Annotated in this window: 17 protein-coding genes; 11 read left to right on the forward strand and 6 right to left on the reverse strand. The window is 63.6% G+C overall.

Going from position 1 to position 24,686, the window contains the following annotated elements:
- Positions 1 to 181: 181 nt before the first annotated feature.
- From ACFQ6H_RS07745 to ACFQ6H_RS07755, 3 genes are all read right to left on the reverse strand, one after another.
- A complete protein-coding gene (locus ACFQ6H_RS07745) occupies positions 182 to 1,519 on the reverse strand; it encodes an MFS transporter (protein ID WP_378645147.1) in 1,338 nt (445 codons plus the stop codon).
- A gap of 202 nt (positions 1,520 to 1,721) precedes the next feature.
- Complete coding sequence (locus ACFQ6H_RS07750) at positions 1,722 to 3,944, reverse strand: glycoside hydrolase family 3 C-terminal domain-containing protein (RefSeq protein WP_378645149.1); 2,223 nt, start codon at positions 3,942 to 3,944, stop codon at positions 1,722 to 1,724.
- A gap of 71 nt (positions 3,945 to 4,015) precedes the next feature.
- On the reverse strand, positions 4,016 to 4,690 hold the full coding sequence (locus tag ACFQ6H_RS07755; protein ID WP_378447846.1) for a TetR/AcrR family transcriptional regulator: 675 nt from the start codon (positions 4,688 to 4,690) through the stop codon (positions 4,016 to 4,018).
- A gap of 126 nt (positions 4,691 to 4,816) precedes the next feature.
- On the opposite strand from ACFQ6H_RS07755, the gene aroQ reads away from it, so the two are divergent.
- The 3 genes from aroQ to ACFQ6H_RS07770 are packed head-to-tail and all read left to right on the forward strand — an operon-like array spanning position 4,817 to position 8,054.
- Positions 4,817 to 5,266, forward strand: coding sequence for a type II 3-dehydroquinate dehydratase (gene aroQ / locus ACFQ6H_RS07760; protein WP_378447847.1), 450 nt, complete (start codon positions 4,817 to 4,819; stop codon positions 5,264 to 5,266).
- Positions 5,266 to 6,144, forward strand: a complete 879-nt coding sequence (locus ACFQ6H_RS07765; RefSeq protein ID WP_378645152.1) for a shikimate dehydrogenase — start codon at positions 5,266 to 5,268, stop codon at positions 6,142 to 6,144. Before aroQ ends, ACFQ6H_RS07765 begins: the two co-directional genes overlap by 1 nt.
- On the forward strand, positions 6,141 to 8,054 hold the full coding sequence (locus tag ACFQ6H_RS07770; protein WP_378645155.1) for a TIM barrel protein: 1,914 nt from the start codon (positions 6,141 to 6,143) through the stop codon (positions 8,052 to 8,054). The genes ACFQ6H_RS07765 and ACFQ6H_RS07770 overlap by 4 nt, the downstream gene beginning before the upstream one ends.
- Here ACFQ6H_RS07770 and fdhD read toward each other — a convergent pair.
- Entirely contained in the window at positions 8,005 to 8,874 is an 870-nt protein-coding gene (gene fdhD, locus ACFQ6H_RS07775) for a formate dehydrogenase accessory sulfurtransferase FdhD (protein WP_378645158.1), read from the reverse strand. The genes ACFQ6H_RS07770 and fdhD overlap by 50 nt on opposite strands.
- Before the next feature lies 1 nt (position 8,875).
- Positions 8,876 to 11,185 carry an FdhF/YdeP family oxidoreductase gene (locus tag ACFQ6H_RS07780; RefSeq protein WP_378645161.1) on the reverse strand — a complete coding sequence of 770 codons (2,310 nt, stop codon included), beginning with the start codon at positions 11,183 to 11,185 and terminating at the stop codon, positions 8,876 to 8,878.
- Between the two features lie 120 nt (positions 11,186 to 11,305).
- On the opposite strand from ACFQ6H_RS07780, the gene ACFQ6H_RS07785 reads away from it, so the two are divergent.
- From ACFQ6H_RS07785 to ACFQ6H_RS07795, 3 genes are all read left to right on the forward strand, one after another.
- On the forward strand, positions 11,306 to 12,313 hold the full coding sequence (locus tag ACFQ6H_RS07785; protein ID WP_378645163.1) for an iron-siderophore ABC transporter substrate-binding protein: 1,008 nt from the start codon (positions 11,306 to 11,308) through the stop codon (positions 12,311 to 12,313).
- Positions 12,314 to 12,376: 63 nt separating this feature from the next.
- Entirely contained in the window at positions 12,377 to 12,991 is a 615-nt protein-coding gene (locus ACFQ6H_RS07790; protein ID WP_378447853.1) for a GNAT family N-acetyltransferase, read from the forward strand.
- 12 nt (positions 12,992 to 13,003) lie between these two features.
- Positions 13,004 to 15,037 (forward strand): prolyl oligopeptidase family serine peptidase, encoded by a 2,034-nt coding sequence (locus ACFQ6H_RS07795; protein WP_378645166.1) that lies wholly within the window; start codon positions 13,004 to 13,006, stop codon positions 15,035 to 15,037.
- A 71-nt stretch (positions 15,038 to 15,108) separates the two neighbouring features.
- Here the strand turns inward: ACFQ6H_RS07795 and ACFQ6H_RS07800 are convergent, their stop codons facing one another.
- Entirely contained in the window at positions 15,109 to 15,810 is a 702-nt protein-coding gene (locus ACFQ6H_RS07800; protein WP_378645169.1) for a hypothetical protein, read from the reverse strand.
- Positions 15,811 to 15,984: 174 nt separating this feature from the next.
- Here ACFQ6H_RS07800 and ACFQ6H_RS07805 point away from each other — a divergent pair, with 174 nt between their 5' ends.
- The 5 genes from ACFQ6H_RS07805 to ACFQ6H_RS07825 all read left to right on the forward strand — a co-directional run bounded on the left by ACFQ6H_RS07805 (position 15,985) and on the right by ACFQ6H_RS07825 (position 24,648).
- Complete coding sequence (locus tag ACFQ6H_RS07805; protein ID WP_378645171.1) at positions 15,985 to 18,666, forward strand: valine--tRNA ligase; 2,682 nt, start codon at positions 15,985 to 15,987, stop codon at positions 18,664 to 18,666.
- Positions 18,663 to 20,102 (forward strand): bifunctional folylpolyglutamate synthase/dihydrofolate synthase, encoded by a 1,440-nt coding sequence (locus tag ACFQ6H_RS07810; protein WP_378538054.1) that lies wholly within the window; start codon positions 18,663 to 18,665, stop codon positions 20,100 to 20,102. Before ACFQ6H_RS07805 ends, ACFQ6H_RS07810 begins: the two co-directional genes overlap by 4 nt.
- Positions 20,099 to 20,524, forward strand: coding sequence for a DUF4233 domain-containing protein (locus ACFQ6H_RS07815; RefSeq protein ID WP_378447857.1), 426 nt, complete (start codon positions 20,099 to 20,101; stop codon positions 20,522 to 20,524). Before ACFQ6H_RS07810 ends, ACFQ6H_RS07815 begins: the two co-directional genes overlap by 4 nt.
- 18 nt (positions 20,525 to 20,542) lie before the next feature.
- Complete coding sequence (gene ndk, locus ACFQ6H_RS07820) at positions 20,543 to 20,962, forward strand: nucleoside-diphosphate kinase (RefSeq protein WP_019749070.1); 420 nt, start codon at positions 20,543 to 20,545, stop codon at positions 20,960 to 20,962.
- Positions 20,963 to 21,390: 428 nt separating this feature from the next.
- Entirely contained in the window at positions 21,391 to 24,648 is a 3,258-nt protein-coding gene (locus ACFQ6H_RS07825) for a translation initiation factor IF-2 N-terminal domain-containing protein (protein ID WP_378645173.1), read from the forward strand.
- The last annotated feature ends 38 nt before the right edge of the window (positions 24,649 to 24,686 follow it).

A 24,686-nucleotide genomic window follows, 5' to 3' on the forward strand; every position in this document is an offset into this window, starting at 1 on the left:
GGTGGTTGTCCCCGCGGAGACCTTCAACCAAAACGTACTCCCGACCAGGGTCCCGCTTACGCCCTAAGGGGGCTAGCGTCGCTAAAAGACGGCTTAGAAACTCTTAAACGACTGTGGCCCGGCATCTCTCGCGAGATGCCGGGCCACAGTCGTTCGTGCAGGATGTCTGTCGGGTATTCGGCTAGATCGGGTTGCCGAGTTCCTTGAGGGGAGTGCGGAACGTCTCCTTGGCGGTGAACGCCGAGATCGCGCAGATGACGCACGCCACCGAAGTCAGAATGGCGACGGGCATCCAGTGTGTCTTGTCGCCGCCCATGAGGGCGTTGCCGATGGCGGGGGCAAAGCCTGCGAGGGCGAAGCCGACCTGGGTTCCGATTGCGATGCCCGAGTAGCGGACCTTGGTGTTGAACATCTCGGAGTAGAACGACGGCCAGATGGCGTTCGGGGCTGCGTAGAAGACGGACATCAATCCGATTGCGGCGAGGAAGATCAGGGGAACGTTGCCGCTGGCGATTGCGCCGAAGTACACGTAGATGAACACGGCGCTACCGAGGGCGCCGCCGATGAACAGCGGCCTGCGACCGATTCGGTCGGAGAGCATCGCCCAGGCGGGCTGACTGAGCAATGCCACGGCGTTGGCTGCGATGGCAACCCAGAGCATGGTCGATTTCGGAATCCCCACTTCTTCGGTGGTGGCGAAGGCGAGTCCGAAGACGGAGAAGATGGTCGAGACGACGGCGATGAAAGCGCAGCAGATCACGCGAATCAGATTTGCGCTGTGGGTGCGAAGAAGATCGGCGACAGGCAATTTGGCGACGGTCTTGGATTCCTGCTGCTCGGTGAACTCTTCGGGCTCTTCGAGCTTGAGACGCATGATGTATGCCGCCACCAGAACGATCAGGCTGCCCCAGAACGGGATTCGCCAGCCCCACGTGTAGAGAATGTCGTCGGGGAGTGCAGCGATGGGCAGGAATACGAGGCTGGCGAGGATGAAGCCGGCCTGGGTGCCGTTGAGGATCCAACTGCAGAAGAACGCGCGTCGACCTTCGGGGGCATGCTCGAGGGTCAGCGAGCTGGCACCGCTCTGTTCGCCCGCGGCGGAGATTCCTTGAGCGATTCTCATCAGGACCAGAAGTATCGGTGCAAAAACTCCGATCGAATCGGCGCTGGGAATACATCCGATGAGGAAGGTGGCTGCACCCATCAGAATGAGCGTGAGCAGCATGATCTTCTTGCGGCCGACGCGGTCACCGAAATGACCGAGGACCACTGCGCCGAGGGGGCGCGCGACGTACGCGACACCGAATGTGGCGAGCGAAAGCAGTGCCGCATGTCCGCTGTCCGGGAAGAACACCGTGGGGAAGATGAGCGCGGCGGCGGAGGCGTAGATGTAGAAGTCGTAGTACTCGAGCATGCTGCCGAGAAACGACGACGTTGCGGCGCGCTTGACCTTGGTCGTGTCCGGCCTGGCCAAGGATCCCGCCTCGGGGCCGGACGGTGTAACCGTGCTAGCTGACATGCTCATCTCCTGGGTGGAAGCGTCGTGGAGGCTCTACATCCGCTGACTGTGTTCGTAACGGTGTTCGTATTGAGAACGTCTGTGCGGAGAGCGATACAAGGAATGTAACCGACGCCACAGCAACTACACAAGATTATTAACCAAATAGTTCATAAAAATCTACCGGCGGACACATCACACGTCGAAACTGCAGTTCAGGGGGTCAGGAGGCCGGTTGCGCTGCGGCCGCCACCAACTGCTCCACCTGTTCCTCGGTGATCCCGAGGCCGAAGGTGGCGAGCTTTCCGAGCGGCATCGAACCGGCGAGCGCCATCATTTCGGGGCTGACCGACTGCGCACCTTCGCCTGCCGCGGCAGACATGGCGGCGCCGAGAACGGCACTGCCGACGGGATGGGCGAGCCATTCACCGATCGTCGACATGGCGTCGAGCGTGCCGGCGCCGACGTTTCCGGCCAGAGTGATCGTGTCGGTGGTCGCGATGTCCCGAGACGAGAAGCCGACGCGGATCTCGTAGTCGCCGGGTTCGATCGCCCAGTCCTGCGCCGATATGGACCAGTAGGCAAATGCCTTGGTATCGAGCGTGATGGTCACAGGCGCAGATTCGTCGGGGTCGAGGTGGACCTTGGCAAACCCCTTCAATTCCTGCGCGGGACGGTCGACGCCTTCCGAGGCGTCGTGAACGTAGACCTGAACGACGGTGCTGCCCGCTCGATCGCCGCTGTTGCGCACGGTGACGGTCACGTCGGCGGAGTTCTTGCCGGCGTCGACAGCAGTGTCGGTGATGTCGAAGGTGGTGTAGCTCAGCCCGAATCCGAACGGGTACGCCACCTCACGCAGCGCGGAGTCGTAGTAGCGGTACCCGACGTACAGTCCTTCGCCGTATCGCACGTGCTGCTGTGATCCGGGGAAATGCAGAAACGACGGATTGTCTTGGAGCCGAAGCGGAATGGTCTCCGTGAGTCGACCGGACGGATTGGTGATGCCGAACAGCAGATCGGCGATCGCAGAGCCGCCGGCCTGGCCGAGTAGCCAACCCTCGAGGATTGCGGCGGCATGATCCTTCCAAGGCTCGATCGAAATCACGCCGCCGTTGGAGAGCACGACGACGGTGTTCGGGTTCGCACCGTGCACCGCTTCCAACAGGGCAATCTGGTCGGCGGGCAACTCGATGTCGGTTCGGTCGAACCCTTCGGATTCGGCGGCGGACGGTAGTCCGAGGAAGAGCACGGCGACGTCAGCGCGGCGCGCAGCGTCGACAGCCTCGGTGACCATGTCGCTGTCCGGAGTGCCGTCGAAGGTGAAGCCCGGTGCGAAGGTGACTCGGTCGGCGCCTTCGAGGTCGAGGATCGCGTCCAAGGCATTGTCGAGCCGGGTCGGAACCACCTGTGAACTGCCTGCACCTTGATATCGCGGGCTGCACGCGAATTCGCCGATCACCGCGACGGTTTGCCCGCCGGGCGTGAGCGGCAGTAATTCGCCGTCGTTCGCAAGGAGAACCGCGGACTCCGCCGCCGCGGTCCGAGCCAACTCGTGGTGACGTGCGATGTCGTACGTGTGGCCTTCGGTGCGTGCGGCGGCGGTGCGTTTCACCAGCGTCGACAGGCGTTCGGCTGCAGCGTTGAGTACGGATTCGTCCAAGTCTCCGCCGCGCACGGCGTCGACGATCTGGGTATCGGTTCCGGTCGGCGGCATTTCCAGATCGAGGCCGGCGGCGAGTGCCGCCACGCGATCGTTGACCGCTCCCCAGTCCGAAACGACGAGTCCGTCGAAGCCCCACTGCTCGCGGAGCACCTCGGTGAGCAGCCAATGGTTCTGGCTCGAGTACACACCGTTGATCTTGTTGTACGAGCACATGACCGTCGTCGGGGCCGCGGTCTTGACGGCGTACTCGAATCCGGCCAGATAGATCTCGCGCAGCGTCCGTTCGTCGACGTCGGCGCTGACTCTCATCCGGTCGTGCTCTTGGTTGTTGGCAGCGAAGTGCTTGAGCGAGGTTCCGACGCCGCGAGACTGGATGCCGGTGATCAGCGCTGCCGCGACGCGGCCGGAGAGGAATGGGTCCTCGGAGACGTACTCGAAATTCCGGCCGCACAACGGGGATCGTTTGATGTTGATACCGGGACCGAGGAGAACCGAGACCTGTTCGGCTTTGGCTTCGTCGCCCAGAGCCTCACCGACCCGGCGGATGAGGTCGAGGTTCCACGACGAGCCCAACCCGACTGCCGGTGGAAAACACGTCGCGGGAATGCTGTGGCCGAGTCCGAGTGCGTCGCCACCCTCGGGTTGTTTCCGGACTCCGTGCGGACCGTCGGTCAGCAATATCGACTCGATTCCGGCAACGGACTGGCTGTGCCAGAAGTCCGAGCCGGACGTCAACGACGCCTTCTCCTCGAGTGAAAGCCCGTCTACGTAGTTCTCGGTCACGTCATTCCTCCCGGTGGCAGCTGTGAGTTCCACTCACCACCGTAGGGGGATTTTTCGGACTTCGGGGTGGGTCAGGACGGCGTCGGTGAGGTCAGGAACGCAACAACCATGTCGCCGAGCATCGTTCGGAGATGTTCGCGATGAGTCGAGTCGGTCAGATCACGGTCGAAGAGCGCTTTGAACGTGTACCGGTTGGCGATGCGGAAGACGCAGTAACTGCTGATCAACATGTGAATATCGAGAGCATCGACGTCGGATCGGAATACCCCTGCGTGCTGCCCGTCGTGGAGGATCTGCGAGACCAGGTCGGCGGCGGGTGCGCCGAGGCCGCTGAGCAACTCGGATTTCTCGATGTGCTCGCCGCGGAGCATGTTCTCGTTGGCCACCAGCCGAATGAAGTTCGGGTGCTGTTCGTGGTGGTCGAAGGTCAGTTCGGCCAAGGCGCGCACCGCTGCGGTGGGGTTCAATCCCTCGAGGTCGAGTTCACGCTCCTGCGCACGAATCACGCTGTACGCGTGTTCGAGGACTGATTTGTACAGTCCTTCCTTGTCGGTGAAGTAGTAGTAGATCATCCGCTTGGTGGTGTGCGTCTTGGTTGCGATCTCGTCCACCCGGGCGCCGGCGAAGCCCTTGTCGGCAAACTCCTCGGTGGCGACGGCGATGATGTTCACCCTGGTCAGATCACTGTTTCGGCGTCGCTTCTCCGGCTTCGACGCCACGGAGTTCACTGACTGCTCGGAAACCATGTGCTCACTCTATCTGTCAGGAGTTTGTCGACTTTGCTTGTCGAGTTCGCGTCGGGGGAGTAACGTCCAGTGAACTAACTCACTAGTTCGTACATTAGCTTCGAACGTCGACACCGAGGTGCCCTGATGACTCCATCTCTGCCGGTTCTGGTCCTCAACGGACCCAACTTGAATTTGTTGGGCCAGCGGCAACCGGAGTTCTACGGGACGGACACCCTGGACGACGTCGTTTCCCGCTGCGAAGTTGCGGCCCAGAAGTTCGGAGCGGTGGTCGAAGCAAAGCAGTCGAACCACGAGGGTCAACTGATCGATTGGATCCACGAGGCCAGAGGCAGAGTCGCGGGCATCGTCATCAATCCCGGTGGGTATTCGCATACCTCCGTTGCGTTGCGAGACGCACTGGTCACACTCGACGCCCCCGTGGTGGAGGTGCACATCAGCAACATCCACGGCCGCGAAGAATTCCGTCACCACTCCTACGTGTCCGGGATCGCCGACGCGGTCATCTGCGGGTTGGGGATCGACGGTTACAGCGCCGCAGTCGAATTCGTCTGCATTCGAGAAGGGAAGAACTGATGAGTGATTCGATCCTCTGCGGTCTGATCGGCACCGGCATCGGAGCCTCCTTGACTCCGATCATGCACGAGGAAGAAGGGCGCAGACAGGGCCTGCCGTACGTGTACCGCATCCTCGATCTCGACGCGATGGGGATGGCGCCGTCGGACATCGGTGAACTTCTCACCTATGCACGACGTTTCGGGTTCCGCGGCCTCAACATCACTCACCCGTGCAAGCAGTTGGTGATCGAGCACCTCGACGAGCTCTCGCCGGACGCAGACAAACTCGGCGCAGTGAACACGGTCCTCTTCGACTCCGGCAAGGCGATCGGACACAACACCGATTGGTCGGGCTTCGGACGGAATTTCGACGAGGGACTACCCGGTGCGCAGCTCGATCGCGTCGTGCAGCTCGGTGCGGGCGGAGCAGGTGCGGCGGTTGCCTATGCCGCGCTCACCCGCGGTGTCGGGACGCTGACGTTGGTCGATTCGAGCCTGGCTCGCGCGGAAGAACTCGCGGATTCCTTCTCGCGGCAGTTCCCGGCGCAGGTAGTCCAGGCGCGGCACACGAGCGACCTCGCCGAAGCGCTCGGCAACGCACACGGATTGATCCACGCGACACCGATGGGAATGGCGGCCCATCCCGGAATGGCCTTCTCCCCGGATCTGCTCCGCCCTGATCTGTGGGTGGCGGAAATCGTCTACCGCCCGCTCGAAACGGAACTGTTGCGTCAGGCCAGGTTGATCGGCGCGCCGACGCTCAGCGGAGGCGGGATGACAGTCTTCCAGGCCGTCGACGCATTCCGGATCTTCACGGGCATCGAGCCTGACAGCAAGCGGATGCTCGCTCACATGACCGAACTGGTGCACGGCGAACAGACTGCGGCAGCGCTGTGAGTGCCCCGGTTCGGACGTCGATCGCGACGGTATCGCTGAGCGGCACTCTCGAGGAGAAGCTCGACGCCATCGCGGCCGCCGGCTTCGACGGCTTCGAGGTGTTCGAGCCGGATTTTGTTGCTTCGCCGTGGTCCCCGAAGGAATTGCGAACGAGGGCAGCGGATCTGGGGCTCACCCTCGATCTGTATCAGCCGTTCCGTGACTTCGACACGGTGGACGAACGTCAATTTGCTCGGAATCTTGTTCGAGTGCAACGCAAATTCGAGCTGATGGATCAGCTGGGATGCGAGACGCTCCTGGTGTGCTCCTCGCCCCTACCGACCGCGAGTCACGACGACGGTCAGTTGACAGAACAGTTCGGAGCTCTCGCCGAATTGGCGTCCGAGCACGACAAGAAAGTTGCCTACGAGGCGCTCGCGTGGGGAGCCCACGTCAACACCTACGGCCACGCATGGAAGATCGTCGAAGGGATCGACCATCCTTCACTCGGAACCTGTCTGGACAGCTTCCACATCCTCTCGCGCGGTGACGATCCCGCCGGAATTCGCGAGATTCCGGGCGAGAAGATTTTCTTCCTCCAGTTGGCGGACGCACCGTTCTTGGCGATGGACATCCTGCAGTGGAGCCGGCACCACCGAAACTTCCCGGGGCAGGGCAGTTTCGATCTGAGTGCTTTCGCTCAGCACGTCTACGCCACGGGCTACGACGGACCGTGGTCCCTCGAGATCTTCAACGACGTATTCCGTCGCGCCGACACCCAGCGAACGGCAATCGACGCTCATCGGTCGCTGCTCCACCTCGAAGAACAGGTCGCTGCCGCGAACCCGGCCGCCGGTGGACCCACGCTGTTCACCGCCCCGGAGCGCACGCCGCTCGAAGGAATCGTGTCTCTGCGAATCGCGGCGGGACCAGCTAAGCAGGACCAGGTGCACACGATGCTCTCCCGCCTAGGTTTTCACCTTCTCGGGCGGCACCACGACCACGATTTGCAGTTGTGGCGGCACGGATCGCTCACCGTTGCCGTGGACGCGACTGCGGGTACGGTGTGGACGGCGCCCGGGCTGCCTGCGGATCTACCGGTTCTGACTCAGATCGGCATCCGGGCAACCGAACCCGAAGTGTGGGGTGAGCGAGCGCTGGCTCTCGAAGTGCCGGCGACGCGAGTGCAGTTGCCGGGATCGAGCGACGAGAACTCCGAGGTACCGGACGTCGTACGTCTGAAGGTCACCGACGCGACGTCGATCGACCTTCGTGGCCCTGGCAGTGCTGCGGCGTGGGAATCGGCATTCGAGATCTATCCGCTACCCGCCGAGCGCAATCGTGAACAGGGCGCAGTGTTCACCGGGATCGACCATGTGGCGCTTGCAGTTCCGGCCGAGAGCTGGGACGGCATCATGCTGCTCCTGCGGTCGGTGTTCGAGATGCACCCGCACGAGGGGCAGGACGTCACCGATTCCGTCGGCCTCATGCGGAGCCAGGCGCTCACGCTCGTTCAAGACGGCGACGGACAGGCCCTGCGCATCTCGCTGAACATGGTGGAGGGCAGTCGAAGCGGGCTGCCGACTGTTCGCCGCGGCGGCGTCAGTCACGTCGCGTTCGCGTGTGAGAATATCTTCGGTGCTGCCGCGTCGATGCAGGACTGGGGCTTTGTGCCGCTACCTATTTCCCCGAACTACTACGACGATCTCGACGCGCGTTTCGGACTGAATGCCGAACTGCTCGACCGTATGCGCAGCGCCGGAATCCTTTACGACGCGGACGCTCACGGCGAGTTCTTCCACCTGTTCACCCCGACCGTCGGGGGAGACCTGTTCTTCGAGGTCGTGCAGCGAGTGGGTGGGTACGAGGGCTACGGGGAGGTCAACTCCGCTGTGCGACTGTCGGCTCAGTTGCGTGCGAGTTCGACGTGACCTCGACTCGGTGCGGGTGTGAGTAGACGTTCATCGAATCGCCGCGGATGAAACCGGCGAGAGTCAGCCCGGACTCCTGCGCTAGTTCCACCGCCAGTGAGGACGGCGCGGAGACGGCTCCGAGGATCGGAATGCCGGCCATGACGGCCTTCTGGACGAGTTCGAACGACGCCCGACCGCTGACGATCAAGATCGTGTCGTAGAGGGGCACTCGGCCGTCGGTGATTGCCCACCCGATCACCTTGTCGACGGCGTTGTGACGGCCGACGTCCTCGCGCAGTGCCAGGAGTTCGCCGGTGGCGGTGAACAATCCGGCCGCGTGCAGGCCGCCGGTGCGTTCGAAGATCCGTTGGCTCTCCCGCAGCGTGACCGGCATGGCCGACAGGGTGGTGGAGGTGACGGAAGTGGTGTCACCGACCAACGGATGACGCGTCGTGGTCCGGACGGCGTCGAGTGAGGTCTTGCCGCACACTCCGCACGCGGAACTGACCACGGTGTTGCGGTCGGTGGTGTGATCGGGCAACGGCACTCCGGGAGCGAGAGCGATGTCGAGGACGTTGTACGTGTTCGCACCGGTGTCGTCGACGCCGTCGCAGTAGCGGACGACGCTCACGTCGTCGCGGGTGGCGATGACGCCTTCGCTGAGGAGAAATCCGTGTACGAGGTCGACGTCGTTGCCGGGTGTTCGCATCGTCACGGCCAGCACCTGGCCGCCGACCCTCATTTCGAGTGGTTCCTCGACGGCCAGCGTGTCGGGGCGCGTGACGACCCGATCGCCCGAGATTCGAACGACCGGTGTTCGTGTGGTGACTCGTCCCATCTCAGACGCCTGAAGCTTCGAGTCGAACGGTGACTGCCTTCGAGACCGGTGTGTTCGACTTGGCTGCAACGTGTTCGAGGGGAACGAGGGGATTCGTCTCGGGGTAGTACGCCGCCGCATTTCCGCGTGGGGTGTCGTAGGAGACGATGCGGAACTCCGTGACCCGACGCTCTTCGAGAGTGCCGTCTGGGGTTGTCCACTCGGACACGATGTCGACCAGATCGCCGTCGCGGAATCCGAGCGCCGTGATGTCTTCGGCATTGACGAGGATGACTTTGCGTCCACCCTTGATGCCGCGGTATCTGTCGTCGAGGCCGTAGATCGTGGTGTTGTACTGGTCGTGGCTTCGCATGGTCTGCAGAATCAGACGGCCGCGAGGGGTGGGTATCCAGTGCAGGTCGTTCACGCCGAAATTGGCTTTGCCGGTGTGCGTGCGGAATTCGCGCGAGTCACGTGGTGGGTGGGGGAGTTGGAATCCGTCGGGCTCACGGACGCGGGTGTTGTAGTTTTCGCAGCCTGGCACCACCCGCGAGATGGAATCGCGAATCAGGTCGTAGTTGCCCTCGAAAGCCGACCAGCGGACGGAGTGATCGCTGCCGAGTAGTTCGCGGGCGAGTTGGCAGATGATGGCGACTTCACTGCGCAGGTAGGGGCTGACCGGTGTGAGGCGTCCGCGGGACAGGTGCACCATGGACATCGAATCCTCCACGGAGACAAGCTGCTTTCCGCCGGCTTGGACGTCGAGGTCGGTGCGTCCGAGGGTGGGGAGGATGATCGCGGTCTGCCCGTGGACCACGTGACTGCGATTCAGCTTGGTGGAAACCTGCACGGTGAGTTCGCACTGGCGCAATGCCGTTTCGGTGGCCGCAGTGTCCGGGCTGGCCTGGATGAAGTTGCCGCCCATCGCCATGAAGAAGCTTGCCTTGCCGGCGTTCATGGCGCGGATCGCGTCGACGGTGTCCCAACCGTGCTTGCGTGGGCTCGAGATCGAGAACTCGGTGTCGAGCGCGGCCAGGAACTCTTCCGGCATCTTCTCCCAGATGCCCATCGTGCGGTCACCCTGGACGTTGGAGTGTCCTCGCACGGGGCAGACGCCTGCACCTGGTTTGCCCATCATCCCGCGCATGAGCAACAGGTTGACCGCTTCCTCGATGGTGGCAACTCCGTGTGTGTGCTGAGTGATGCCCATGGCCCAGCAGGTGACTGTTCGTTCGGATCGGACCAGGGCGGCGGCTGTTTCCTCGAGTTGCGTCATCGACAGGCCCGTCGCTTCGATCACGGTGTCGAGATCGACTGCGCGGATGTGCTTCTCGTACTCGTCCCAACCGGCGCAGTACCGGTCGACGAATGCGCGATCGACGACGGTGCCGGGAGCGCGATCTTCCTGTTCGAGCAGCAGCTTCCCCAGGCCCTGGAACAGCGCCATGTCTCCGCCCAGCCGGATCTGCAGGAACTCGTCCGCGATCTCGACTCCGTGCCCGATCACGCCGGACACCTTCTGTGGATCCTTGAACCGTCGCAATCCCGCTTCGGGCAGGGGATTGATGGCAATGATCTTGGCGCCGTTGCCCTTTGCCTTCTCCAGCGTCGAGAGCATTCGAGGGTGGTTGGTGCCGGGATTCTGCCCGGCGATGAGGATGAGATCGGCGTTCTCGAGGTCGGGGACGGTCACCGAACCTTTGCCGATGCCGATGGATTCGGTCAGTGCGCTCCCGGACGATTCGTGACACATGTTGGAACAGTCGGGCATGTTGTTGGTGCCGTAGCTCCGAATCATCAACTGGTAGAGAAAAGCTGCTTCGTTGGAAGTGCGACCGGAGGTGTAGAACACCGCCTCGTCCGGCGACGCGAGGCCGTTCAGATGTTCGGCGATCAGTGCGTACGCGCCGTCCCAGTCGATCGGCTGATAGTGGGTTGCGCCCGGCGTCAGAACCATCGGGTGCGTCAGTCGGCCCTGCTGCCCGAGCCAGTAATCGGTCTTGCCTTCGAGGTCGGAGATCGAGTGCTCCGCGAAGAACTCGGGTGTGACGGTGCGAAGCGTTGCTTCCTCGGCAACAGCCTTCGCGCCGTTCTCGCAGAACTCGGCGGGCTTGCGATGTCCGGGAGTCTCCGGCCATGCGCACCCCGGGCAGTCGAAGCCGTGACGCTGGTTGAGCCTGGTGAGCGTTCGGGCGGTCCGTAAGGCCCCCATCTGCTCGATTCCGCGTTGCAGCGACACCAGGACGGCCGGTACTCCGGCGGCGTAGTCCTTGGGATGCGTGACTTCGAGATCCGATTCGTCGATGTCTTTCGAGGGGCCCTGGCGCGTCATGTCTCCATAGTGGCCCGAACGAGCCGGTACTGCCATCGAATGGCCCGGTCGAACTCGCCGGAATGCGACATTCATCGGCTAGCCTTACCTACCGAACCAGCGGACTTAAGGGGCAAGAACATGGATCGAACGGACGCAGGTCGGCTGACCCGGCGCGGATTTCTGATCGGCACGTCGGGAGCGTTGCTGGCATTCGCCGCAGCCTGCTCCAGTTCGAACGACGAGGACACACCCCCCAGCGGTGATACTGCGGGATCGGTCACTCACAAGTTCGGTACCACCGAACTGCCCAAGGACCCGCAGCGGATCGTCAGTGTCGGATACAACGATCAGGATGCGATTCTCGCGCTCGGCGGGACCTTGGTCGGAACCTTCGACTGGTACGGCGACTACCCCTCGGGTGTGTGGCCGTGGGCGCAACCTCTGCTGAACGGGTCGACTCCGGAGATCATCGGAACCGCGGGCACCACCATTCAGATCGAGAAGGTCGCCTCCGTGACACCCGACCTCATTGTGGGCACCTACTCCGGGCTCACTCAGGCGCAGTACGACAAGCTCAGTGCCATCGCGCCGACAGTGGCACAGCCGAAGGAGTTCGCGGATTACGGAATCCCCTGGCAGGACCAGACGACCGTCATCGGCGAGGCATTGGGGCAGCAGGGAAAGGCCACCGAACTGATCGCCGGCGTCGAGGAGAAGTTCGCCGACGTGAAGACGGCCAATCCGGCGTTTGCGGGCAAGACTGTTCTGGTTGGCGCGTTGAAGGGGCCGGGGCAGTTCGGGGTCTACGGACCGGAAGACCCCAAGGTGCGGTTCTTCACCGAACTCGGATTCGTGAATCCGCCTGTCACCGATCAGATCACGGGTAACTTCGCCGAGATCAGCACCGAGCAACTCTCTCTTGCCGACGTCGACGTACTCGTCTGGTACGCCGGTGGTGGTTACGGCGACAAGCTTCGCGCGGAATTGGACAAGACCCCGATCTACCAGGAACTCGACGTCGTGAAGGACGGCCGCGCGATCATCCTGGAAGACGCTGCTGCCGAAGCCATGACGTGGAGCACCGTACTGAGCCTGCCGTACGCGCTCGAACAGATTCCGCCGCGGATTGCGGGCTTGCTCGTCTGATCGGTTCACGGACAGCTCGGTTCAAGCACCGGGGATTCGGACAGTCGGCGGTACTCTCGCCTCATGGGTGTACACGTGCGGCCGGCTGTCCGATCCGATGTTCCGGCACTGTCGGCGGTGTTGGCCGAGGCGTTCGAGGACGATCCCTTGATGGCGTGGATGTTGCCGAACGAAGCCACCAGGGCTGATCGTCTGACGAAACTGTTTGCCGCAGAAGCTCGTTACCACCACCTCGCCGGTGGCGGTGTCGAGGTGGCCACCGATGACAACGGCGTGATCGGCGGGGCAACTCTGTGGGATCCGCCGGGGCGATGGAAGCAGTCGTGGATCTCCGGGCTCATGAGCTTGCCCGCAATGGTGCGTGTCTTCGGCAGCGGATTGCGACATGCGGCCGAGGTCAGCTCCGTTCTCGAAGGAGCACATCCGAATTCGCCGCACTGGTATCTCGCGACTGTCGGGACCGGAAGTGCAGCTCGAGGTGGGGGATACGGCAAAGCGCTGCTGAACTCCCGGTTGGAGCGTTGCGACCGTGAACATGTCGACGCTTACCTCGAGAGCAGCAAGGAATCGAACATCCCGTACTACAACCGCTTCGGTTTCGAAGTGACCCGCGACATCGTCATGCCGGGCGGCGGGCCGACGATCTACGCAATGATGCGTCAACCGCGGGGCGCGTGATACCAACTAGTGGTGACCCAGATTCCCGAGCTCCACGCAGGCACAGCGTTCGACGAACTCGACGACTACATCGCTCTGGCCAGGTTGTCCGGCCTGGTGTTGTCACCAGACGGCTCGCTGCTCATCTGCGCGCGCGCAGTTCTCGACGACAAGAGCGCCGAATACGTGTCCTCGTTGTGGGAGATCGACCCGGAAGGTCGACGTCCTGCGCGTCGGTTGACCTGGGGTTCGACCAGCGAGTCCGGTGCTGCCTTCGCGTTCGACGGCGACGTGCTCTTCACCGCCACGCGAGCGGTGCCGGGCGAGAATGACCCGCAACCCGCACTGTGGCGCCTACCTGCGGCCGGCGGAGAAGCTCAGCTGCTGATCTCACGTCCCGGTGGCGTCTCGTCGGTATCAGCGGCCAAGGCGGCGCCGACGTTCGTGGCCCAGACGTCGGTCATGGCTTCGGCGATCAGTCTCGACCAGGACGATCAGGTGCGATCGACGCGCAAGGACAAGAAGGTCACGGCGATGCTGCACACCGGTTATCCGGTGCGGCACTGGGACCACGACCTGGGCCCCGATCATCCACATCTGGTTGTGGCTGAGACGGATTCGAAGGAATCCGTCGAATTGCGGGACATCACGCCAACTGCAGGCGCGTCGCTGCGAGAGACGTCGACCACGATCTCCGACGACGGTCTCTTCGTGGTGACGACGTGGACTGTCGGCGATCCGAGTGCCGCCCGCCGATCCACGTTGGTTCGGATCGACACGGTGACCGGCGACCGAACCACCCTCGTCGACGAGGCCGACGCGGACGTCTACAACCCGGTGCTTTCGCCGGACGGAACCAAGCTCGCGTTCATTCGGGAGACTCTCACCACGCCGGAGTCCGCGCCGCGAATGACTCTGCAGCTCTACGACTTCGGATCCGGTGCCGTGACCGGCGTTGCCGACGGCTGGGATCGCTGGCCCACCTCCCTGGCCTGGCTACCCGACGGATCCGGGCTGGTGGTCACCGCTGACGACGGCGGCCGCGGTCCGATCTTCACGATCGACCTGTGGGGCCAACCGGTTCGCCTGACAGCCGACGACGCGGCGTACACCGATGTTCGAGTGGCGCCGGACGGCGAGTCGATTTTCGCGCTGCGGGCTTCGTACGAAGCGCCCCCGCACGTGGTACGCGTGGATCTTCGATCAGGTGAGATCACCGCACTTCGTGGACCCGACCCGTTGCCGGAGCTGCCGGGAACACTGACCGAGATCACCGCGCGCGCCGAGGACGGTTCGACAGTGCGTAGCTGGTTGGCGCTGCCGACCGGCGCCGCGCCGCATGCACCGGTGCCATTGCTTCTCTGGGTCCACGGCGGGCCCCTCGGTTCGTGGAACACCTGGTCCTGGCGGTGGAATCCGTGGCTGCTCGTCGCCAAGGGCTATGCAGTACTGCTGCCCGATCCCGCGCTCTCGACCGGATACGGCCAGGATTTCGTTCAGCGCGGGTGGGGTCAGTGGGGCAAGGCGCCTTTCACCGATCTGATGGCGATCACCGATGCTGCCGTCGCGCAGCCCGAGATCGACCCCAAGCGGACAGGCGCGATGGGAGGTTCGTTCGGCGGTTACATGGCCAACTGGATCGCCGGCCATACCAACCGTTTCGACGCGATCGTCACCCACGCAAGTCTCTGGGCACTGGACCAATTCGGCCCGACCACGGACGCTGCCTGGTACTGGCAGCGCGAGATGTCGCCCGAGATGGCCGTCGAGAACTCGCCGCATCTGTACGTCGCAGATATCACGACGCCGATGCTGGTGATCCACGGCGACAAGGACTATCGGGTTCCGATCGGTGAGGGCTTGCGGCTCTGGTACGAACTGCTTGCGGAGTCAGGTCTGCCGGCCGACGACCACGGGAAAACGGACCACCGCTTCCTGTACTTCCCGGACGAGAATCACTGGGTGCTCAAGCCGCAGCACACCAAGATCTGGTACGAAGTGGTCACCGCGTTCCTCTCCGAGCACATTCTCGGGGAAGATGTCGCGCTTCCGGAAATTCTGGGCTGAACTGCGTGTGCCTCGTCCGGCCGCAACAGCCGAACGAGGCACGATCTTCTTCGCGCGGATCCGGACCGGAATCAGGCGCCGGGGCAGCGAACGGTGTACGCCCACTCGGTGTGGTCGGGGCCGGTAACACGGACCAGGACGGACGAGGCCCCGCCGGCGGGCACGTTGACGACCGCCGAACCGGTTCCCTCGTTGATGTCGTCGCCGATGTATCCGGTGCTGTGGATCAATCGTCCTTCGTAGTACACCTCGATCAGATCCGGGATGTCCTCGGTCTCGTAGCCGAGTACGAACGACGTCGGGCCGCCGTGGCCGAGCTCGTGCTTGGTGCTGGTGATTCCTGCGCCGCCGGAGACCGTCGAGGCGTCACACCGCTGCGTCGGTGCAAACGATCCACCGCCGCCACTGCCGCTGGCCAGCCCACTGAGAATGTCCCTGACATTGCCGCTGGCCAGGCCGTTGACGATGTCCGTGGCGCTGGTCGAGCCTGCGGACCGGCCGCCGATGATGTCGTTCACGTTCCCCGTGGCGATTCCGCCGACGATGTCGCCCACGCTGCCGCTGGCGATGCCGTTCGCGATGTCGTTCCCCAGGTCGCCCACGCTTCCGTTGATCGTGGCGCTGCCACTGTCGACGCTTCCCTGCACGCTTCCTTCGATGCCGGGTGCAGCGGACGCAGTCGCCGGAAGCACCAGGGCAACCGCCGCTCCGATCGTCGCGGCAGCCGCCAAGGTTCGAACGCCGGGACGGCGAGAACTCCAGTTGTTCAACATATTTGCTCCACAGGTCGTTGGTCGGTCGTCCTTCAGAGCGATCCTGTCAGCGGAGCGGATCGGTGAATATCGTTTGTTCGGCTGACCCCCGGACTGCGGGGACCGTCGTTCGTGGCCACCGCGACGCCTGACGGGCGAATTCGTTCACGACGGGGGAGTCATTAGGATCAAGTGGTGACCAGTGCAGCTCCAGAGAACCCCCAGACCCCCGCCGACGCCCTACCCAAGAGCTGGGACCCCAGCGCGGTAGAGGCCGATCTGTATCGAGGCTGGGTAGACGCCGGGTACTTCCAGGCCGACGCGACCAGCGACAAGCCCGGCTACTCCATCGTGCTGCCGCCCCCGAACGTCACCGGCAGCCTGCACATGGGTCATGCCCTCGATCACACACTCATGGACGTGCTCAGCCGCCGCAAGCGGATGCAGGGCTACGAGGTTCTGTGGCTGCCGGGCATGGACCACGCCGGAATCGCCACGCAGTCCGTCGTCGAGAAGCAACTCGCTGCCGACGGCAAGACCAAGGAAGATTTCGGCCGCGAGCTGTTCATCGACAAGGTCTGGGACTGGAAGCGCGAATCCGGTGGAACCATCGGTGGCCAGATGCGGCGCATCGGTGACGGCGTCGACTGGAGCCGCGATCGTTTCACGATGGACGAGGGCCTCTCGCGCGCCGTCCAGACCGTCTTCAAGCGCATGTTCGACGAAGGCCTGATCTACCGCGCCGAGCGTCTCGTGAACTGGTCGCCGGTGTTGCAGACCGCGATCTCCGACATCGAGGTGAAGTTCGAGGACGTCGAGGGTGAGCTGGTCTCCCTTCGCTACGGCTCGCTCGACGACAACGAGCCGCACGTCATCGTCGCGACCACCCGTGTCGAGACGATGCTCGGTGATACCGCAGTGGCTGTCCATCCCGAAGACGAGCGCTACAAGCATCTCATCGGCACAACTCTCGATCATCCGTTCACCGGGCGTCAGATCCCGATCATCGCGGACGACTACGTCGATCCCGAGTTCGGAACCGGCGCAGTGAAGATCACGCCGGCTCACGATCCCAACGACTTCGAGATGGGCCTGCGGCACAACCTGCCGATGCCCACCATCATGGACAAGACCGGCAAGATTGCCGACACGGGAACCGAATTCGACGGTATGGACCGCTTCGAGGCTCGCGTCAAGGTTCGCGAAGCCCTCGCCGAGCAGGGACGCGTCGTAGCCGAGAAGCGCCCGTACCTGCACAGCGTCGGACACTCCGAGCGCAGTGGTGAAGCTATCGAGCCGCGCCTGTCGCTGCAGTGGTGGGTCAAGGTCGAAACCCTGGCCAAGGCCGCTGGCGACGCGGTTCGCAACGGCGACACCGTCATTCACCCGGCAAGTCAGGAACCACGCTGGTTCGACTGGGTCGACAACATGCACGACTGGTGCATTTCCCGTCAGCTCTGGTGGGGACACCGCATCCCGGTCTGGTACGGCCCCGAGGGCGAAGTTGCGTGCTTCGGTCCCGACGAAGCGGCACCGGAAGGCTGGGTCCAGGATCCCGACGTCCTCGACACCTGGTTCTCCTCCGGACTGTGGCCCTTCTCGACGATGGGTTGGCCCGACAAGACCCCCGAACTCGAAAAGTTCTATCCCACCAGCGTTCTCGTCACCGGCTACGACATCCTGTTCTTCTGGGTCGCCCGCATGATGATGTTCGGCACGTATGTGTCCGAGGACGAGTCGATCACCGCCGGTCCGGGTAAGTCCGGCGCGCAGATGCCGTTCAAGGACGTGTTCCTGCACGGACTGGTTCGCGATCAGTTCGGCAAGAAAATGTCGAAGTCTCGTGGCAACGGTATCGACCCACTCGACTGGGTGGATCGTTTCGGCGCCGACGCCCTGCGATTCACACTCGCACGCGGGGCCAACCCGGGCAGTGACCTGTCCGTCGGTGAGGATTCGGCGCAGTCCTCACGCAACTTCGCGACCAAGTTGTTCAACGCGACCAAGTTCGCGCTGATGAACGGCGCCGCTCCGGCGCCGCTGCCCGCTCGAAGCGAACTGACCGACGCCGACCGCTGGATCCTCGACCGTCTCGACACGGTCCAGGCCGAGGCGGATGCCGCTTTCGATCGCTACGAGTTCAGCAAGGCATGCGAAGGCCTGTTCCACTTCGCGTGGGACGAGGTCTGTGACTGGTACCTCGAACTCGCCAAGGTGCAGTTCGCCGACGACGAGGCCGTCGCCGCGAACACCCGCGCAGTGCTCGGCAACGTTCTCGATGCACTGCTCCGCCTCCTGCACCCGGTCATCCCGTTCGTGACCGAAACCCTCTGGAAGGTGCTCACCGGAGGCGAATCCGTCGTCGTCGCCGATTGGCCGACGCTGTCCGGGGTCGCAGTCGACACTGCGGCCGCCACCCGGATCGAAGACACCCAGAAACTGATCACCGAGGTGCGACGTTTCCGAAACGATCAGGGGCTCAAGCCTTCCCAGAAGGTCCCAGCGCGTGCGTCAGGGCTTTCGGAGGCCGGTATGGACGGCCAGTTCGCCTACGTGGCAGCGCTGGCCAAGCTGACCGAACCCGAAGAGGGATTCACCGCATCGATCTCCGTCGAGGTGCGTCTGAGCCAGGGCACCGTCACGGTCGACATCGACACCTCGGGCACCATCGACCTCGGTGCCGAGAAGAAGCGGCTCGAAAAGGACCTCGCGGCAGCGCAGAAGGAACTCGTCACCGCCGACAACAAGCTTGCGAACGAGGCCTTCTTGGCGAAGGCGCCCGACGCCGTCGTCGACAAGATCAAGAACCGTCGCCAGATCGCCGTCGAAGAGATCGAGCGCATCACAGGACGTCTGAAGGAGTTGGCCGACAAGTGAGTTCGTACGAGCCGTCCCAGTTCGACGCTCAGAGTTCGGTTCCGACTCCGGTCGACATCGCCGAGCTGGCGCTGGTCGAGGCCGAACTCGACAAGCGTTGGCCCGAGACCAAGATCGAGCCGTCACTGACCCGTATCGAGGCGCTGATGGACGTGCTGGGCTCGCCGCAGCACAACTATCCATCGGTGCACGTGACAGGGACTAACGGCAAGACGTCGGTGACGCGCATGATCGACTCTTTGATGAGCGCTCTGCATCGTCGTACCGGCCGAACCACCAGCCCTCATCTGCAGATCGCGACCGAGCGGATCAGCATCGACGGTCATCCGATCTCACCGCGGCTCTACGTGGACACGTTCCGCGAGATCGAACCGTACGTGCAGATGATCGACGCACAGTCCAAGGAAGCCGGGGGACCGGCGATGAGCAAGTTCGAAGTGCTCACCGCGATGGCCTATGCGGCATTCGCTGAGGCACCGGTCGACGTCGCCGTGGTCGAGGTCGGCCTCGGCGGACGCTGGGACGCCACCAACGTGATCGACGGACAGGTCGCGGTGATCACCCCGATCAGTCTCGATCACGCCGAGTATCTGGGTACCGACCTGGCCGGGATCGCGGAGGAGAAGGCCGGAATCATCAAGAAGGGCCGCGAGGACCTGGTTCCGGTGGACACTGTCGCGATCATCGCCGAGCAGACTCCCGAAGTCATGGAGGTACTGCTGCGGCGAGCAGTCGAGGTCGAAGCTGCGGTAGCTCGCGAAGGCTCGGAGTTCAAGGTGCTTGCTCGCCAGATCGCGGTGGGCGGACAGCAGCTCGAACTCCAGGGTTTGAGCGGTGTGTACACCGACATCTTCCTCCCGCTGCACGGCGAGCATCAGGCGCGCAACGCGGCTCTCGCGCTCGCGGCTGTCGAAGCGTTCTTCGGTGCCGGTCCGGATCGACAACTCGATCAGGATGCAATCCGCAACGGTTTCGCCTCGATCGTCAATCCTGGTCGCCTCGAACGTGTTCGGAGCGCGCCGACCGTATTTCTCGACGCCGCCCACAATCCTGACGGTGCCCGCGCCCTCGCCGCCGCACTGGCCGCGGAGTTCGACTTCCGCAAGCTCGTGGGAGTGGTCAGCGTCATGGCGGACAAGGACGTCGACGCAATCTTGACCGCATTCGAATCCGTCTTCGACGAGATCGTCGTCACCCACAACGGATCACCCCGGGCGATGGACGTCGAGGAACTGGCCAACATTGCCGTCGCAAAGTTCGGCGACGAGCGCGTCGTCGTCGCACCGGTGCTTGCCGACGCCTTGGAAGTCGCGATCGAAATCGCCGAGCAGGTCGCCGAACCCGGTGAAGCCGTATCGGGGGCAGGTGTCGTGGTGACGGGATCCGTCGTGACCGCAGGCGCCGCCCGCACGCTGTTCGGAAAGGACCCCGCGTGAGCACCCCGTCAGAATCCAATCCCGAGTCCGGCGACACTGCCGGTGAGTTCGGGCCTCCGACCAAGGACCCGTGGAAGAGTTTCCGCGGAGTGATGGCCGGAACTCTGATCCTCGAGGCGATAGTCGTGCTGCTGGCTTTGCCGGTCGTTGCGGTCGTCGGCGGTGGCCTCACCGCGCTCTCGGCCGGATTCATCATCGGCTTGGCGGTACTGATGATTCTGGGAGCCGGAGTCCAGGGAAAGCCGTGGGCGATGGGGTTCAACGTCGCACTGCAGGTGATTCTTCTGTTCGGTTTCTTCGTCCACCCGTCGATCGTGGGTGTGGCCATCACCTTCGGGATCGTCTGGGGATACCTCGTCTACCTGCAGAGAGACATCAAGCGCCGGATGGACAAGGGCCTGCTTCCCGGCCAGCGGGACTGACCATTTAGGCTGTCCGCTGTGACTGAGCGCACCCTCGTACTGATCAAGCCCGACGCCGTTGCCCGTGGATACGTAGGAGAAATCCTCAGCCGTATCGAGCGCAAAGGCCTGACAATTGCAGCACTCGAGCTCCGCGTAGCTTCCGAAGAGGTGGCTGGTAGCCACTACGCAGAGCACGCCGAGCGCCCGTTCTACCCGAGCTTGTTGGAGTTCATCACCTCCGGTCCGCTGGTGGCCGCAGTGCTCGAAGGCCCCCGCGCCATCGCTGCTTTCCGTCAGTTGGCCGGCGGAACCGACCCGGTCGACAAGGCTCTTCCGGGCACGATCCGCGGCGACTTCGGACTCGAAGCGCAGCAGAACCTCGTTCACGGCAGCGATTCCGTGGAGTCGGCAGAGCGTGAAATCGCTCTGTGGTTCCCCGCGCTGTCGTCCATCTGAATCTTCTATCCGGGCCTTCGGCCCACATCTCCACAGCGAATTCTCGGCACGTATCCCACATCGGTGCGCCCTTTGCAGTTGCAGGCGCGTTGGTGTGGGATACTGCTTTCAGTTGAACCGCAATTTGTTTTACGCACGTTCAACCGGATGACACCTAGGTTCGATGCCCTTTCATCGCTGCTCCAGGTCAACAGGAAATCCCTGGACCTCTGCACGCTGGATGATCAGGCGCTCGCGCACAGGACAACGGCCATCCAGCCAGGCACTTCATGTGCTCGCAGTGAATAACGGGCACTGCGGACCATGCGGAGCGAGACCTTACAATCTCGTACTCACTTCTGGGTGCGAGTACACACAGCACGCTCCCGCGTGGCCGCGTGACAACTCGACTTCTGGGTTGGACGCGCCCGGGGGCTGAGGAGACTTACGTGGCCGATCAATCCCCAACCGAATCAGATTCCAGCACCACCCCGGAATTCCCCGACAAGATGCGCGTACACGCGCTGGCGAAGCTGCTCGGTGTCACCAGCAAGCAGGTCCTTGCCGAAGCTGCAGCGCTCGGTACCGAATTGCGCAGTGCGCAGTCGAGTCTCCAACGTGACGTCGCTCAGCGGATTCACGCTTCGTTGACCTCCGCGGCCGAGGCCATCGAGCCGGTCGTCGCTGAGCTCGACACCCTCATCGACCCGGTTGTCGAAGCGCCTGCTGCGGAAACTCCGGCCGAGCAGCCTGCTGCGGAGATTCCAGCCGAGAAGCCGGTGAGGGCTCGTCGAACCCGTAAAAAGGCAGTAGTTGTCGAAGAACCGGCAGCAGAAGAAGCGGTGGATCCGGCTGTCGCCGAGATCAGCGCTGGACTCGACGCCGCTGCTGCGCTGCAGAGCAAGGAAGCCGAGCAGTCCGATCTGTTCACTTCCTTCGAGGCGCCGCAGACCCATCAGCCCGAGGTGGCTCCCGCCGCGCCGCAGGTTCCGCTGTTCCTGCAGCCGGATCTCGAGGCAGCCGAGGTGGCCCCGCGTCGCCGTCGCGCCCGCCGTGAACCCGCCGCACCGGCGGTAGTCGAAGAGAAGCAGGCAACTGCGGAAACCGAAACAGTCGCACCCGAGGTCTCGCCGGTTGTAGTTCCAGCCGTCGAAGAGCCGGCTGTGACCGCCCCGCAAACCGAGGGTGAGAGCGCCGAGTCCGAGGACGAGGACGACGATCAGCCGCGTCGCCGTCGTCGTGGACGCCGTGGACGTGGCCGTGGCCGCGGAGAACAGGGTGGCGAACAGGGCGGCGAGCAAGGTAGCGATCAAGGCTCGGACGAAGAGTCGGAGACGACCACCGAAGCGGAGCAGGAAACTGCCCCCGAGTCGGTCGAAAAGCAAACCGAAGATGCTTCCGGCGGAGAATCCGGAAACAAGACCGAGTCCGACGCGGATGCAGAATCCGAGAACGCCGACGATTCCGACCTCGATGCTGACGGATCGAGCCGTCGCCGCCGTCGCCGTCGCCGTCGTAAGACCGGCACCGATGCCGCCACCGACGCGACTGCGACGTCCGAGGACGATCCGCCGAACACCGTCGTTCACGAGCGCGAACCGCGCAACAAGACCCGCGTCAAGGACGAGGTCCAGGGCATCAGTGGCTCGACGCGTCTGGAAGCGAAGCGTCAGCGTCGCCGCGACGGTCGTGACGCCGGCCGTCGTCGCCCGCCGATTCTGACCGAGTCGGAATTCCTTGCCCGTCGTGAAGCCGTCGACCGCGTCATGGTTGTGCGCGATCGAGCAGACAGCGGTCAGCCGCACGCGACTACACAGGTAGCAGTCCTCGAAGACGGCGTCCTGGTCGAGCACTTCGTCACCAACTCGGCTTCCGCATCGATGGTCGGCAACGTCTACCTCGGACGCGTCCAGAACGTGCTCCCCAGCATGGAAGCTGCGTTCATCGACATCGGGCGTGGCCGCAACGGCGTGCTCTACGCCGGTGAGGTCAACTGGGAGGCAGCCGGTCTCGGTGGTAACTCGCGCAAGATCGAGCAGGCTCTCAAGCCTGGCGATCAGGTGCTCGTTCAGGTCAGCAAGGATCCGGTTGGGCACAAGGGCGCGCGACTGACCACACAGATTTCGCTTGCCGGTCGTTTCCTCGTCTACGTGCCCGGCGGCACGTCCACGGGTATCAGCCGCAAGCTCCCGGACACCGAGCGCAAGCGTCTCAAGGAAATCCTGCGCGACATCGTTCCCGCCGACGCCGGCGTGATCATTCGCACGGCGTCCGAGGGTGTCAGCGAAGAAGAGTTGGCGCGCGACGTGACTCGTCTGCAGGCGCAGTGGGCCGGCATCGAGGAGCAGGCCGCCGCTGCGGACGCCGGCAAGTCGGGCAACCCGCAGGCGCTGTACGAAGAGCCGGACATGCTGGTCAAGGTCATTCGTGATCTGTTCAACGAGGACTTCTCCAAGCTGGTCATCGAGGGCGAGAAGGCGCACACGACGGTCGAGAACTACATCAACTCCGTCGCTCCCGACCTGCTTCCTCGGCTCGAGAAGTACACGCCGAACAACGGAATCGACGTCTTCGCGGCTCGCCGTATCGACGAGCAGTTGGCAAAGGCACTCGATCGCAAGGTGTGGCTGCCGTCCGGCGGCACCCTGGTGATCGACCGCACCGAGGCCATGACCGTCGTCGACGTCAACACCGGCAAGTTCACCGGAGCCGGCGGAAACCTCGAAGAGACCGTCACCCGCAACAACCTCGAAGCTGCCGAGGAGATCGTTCGCCAGATGCGCCTGCGGGACATCGGCGGAATGATCGTCGTCGACTTCATCGACATGGTCCTCGAATCGAACCGGGACCTGGTCCTGCGTCGACTCACCGAATGCCTGGGTCGCGATCGCACGCGCCATCAGGTGTCGGAGGTCACGTCACTCGGACTCGTGCAGATGACGCGCAAGAAGTTGGGCACCGGATTGGTCGAGGCCTTCTCGACTACCTGTGAGCACTGCCACGGCCGCGGCATCATCGTGCACTCCGAGCCCGTCGAGGTGAAGTCCTCGGACGACGGCGGATCGCGTTCGGGCTCGCAGCGCAGTGATTCCGGTACCTCGCGCAAGAACAAGCGTGGCCGCTCAGACAAGTCGGCTTCGACCGAGTCCAACGGACAGGAAGCTCCGGCGCCGGAGGTTCCGGCTGTCGACGCGACCGTCAAGCGGGCTCATCCGGTGGCATTGGCGATGGCCTCGCACCACCACGACGACGACGAGACCATCGCGGCCGACTCGATCGAGTCTGATTCCACCGGTACGTCTTCGGGGGATGATGCATCCAAAAGTGCCGATCGGCAACAGGATCGGCCGATCGATACTCCTGCTGCTACTGAGCGCCCTGACGTTCCTGTTGTGGACTCTGCTGCGGAAGAAGTATCCGCAGTGGACAACGAGTCGGCGGCAGCTTCGACCGAAGCAGCTCCGCGCGGTCGTCGGCGTAGTCGCCGGGCGTCGCGGGCAGCGTCGGCACCGGTTGCCGAGGCAGCTCCCGAGGTGGGTACGGTCTTCGTGATTCCGACTCCGGAACCCGTGGCAGAACCGGTCGTGGAAAACATTCCGGCTCCGGCCACCGAAGTTCCGGCTGAGGAAGAAGTTGTCGTCGTCAAGCGACCCCGTCGCAGGCGTGCAGCAGCACGTCCCGCAGGTCCTCCGGTAGACGGAGAGTAAGAACTACTGGCTTTCGGTCGGTTGGATGACTTCGCGAT

Source organism: Rhodococcus sp. NPDC056506 (assembly GCF_042794945.1).
In the GTDB taxonomy this organism is placed as follows: Bacteria; Actinomycetota; Actinomycetes; order Mycobacteriales; family Mycobacteriaceae; genus Rhodococcus_F.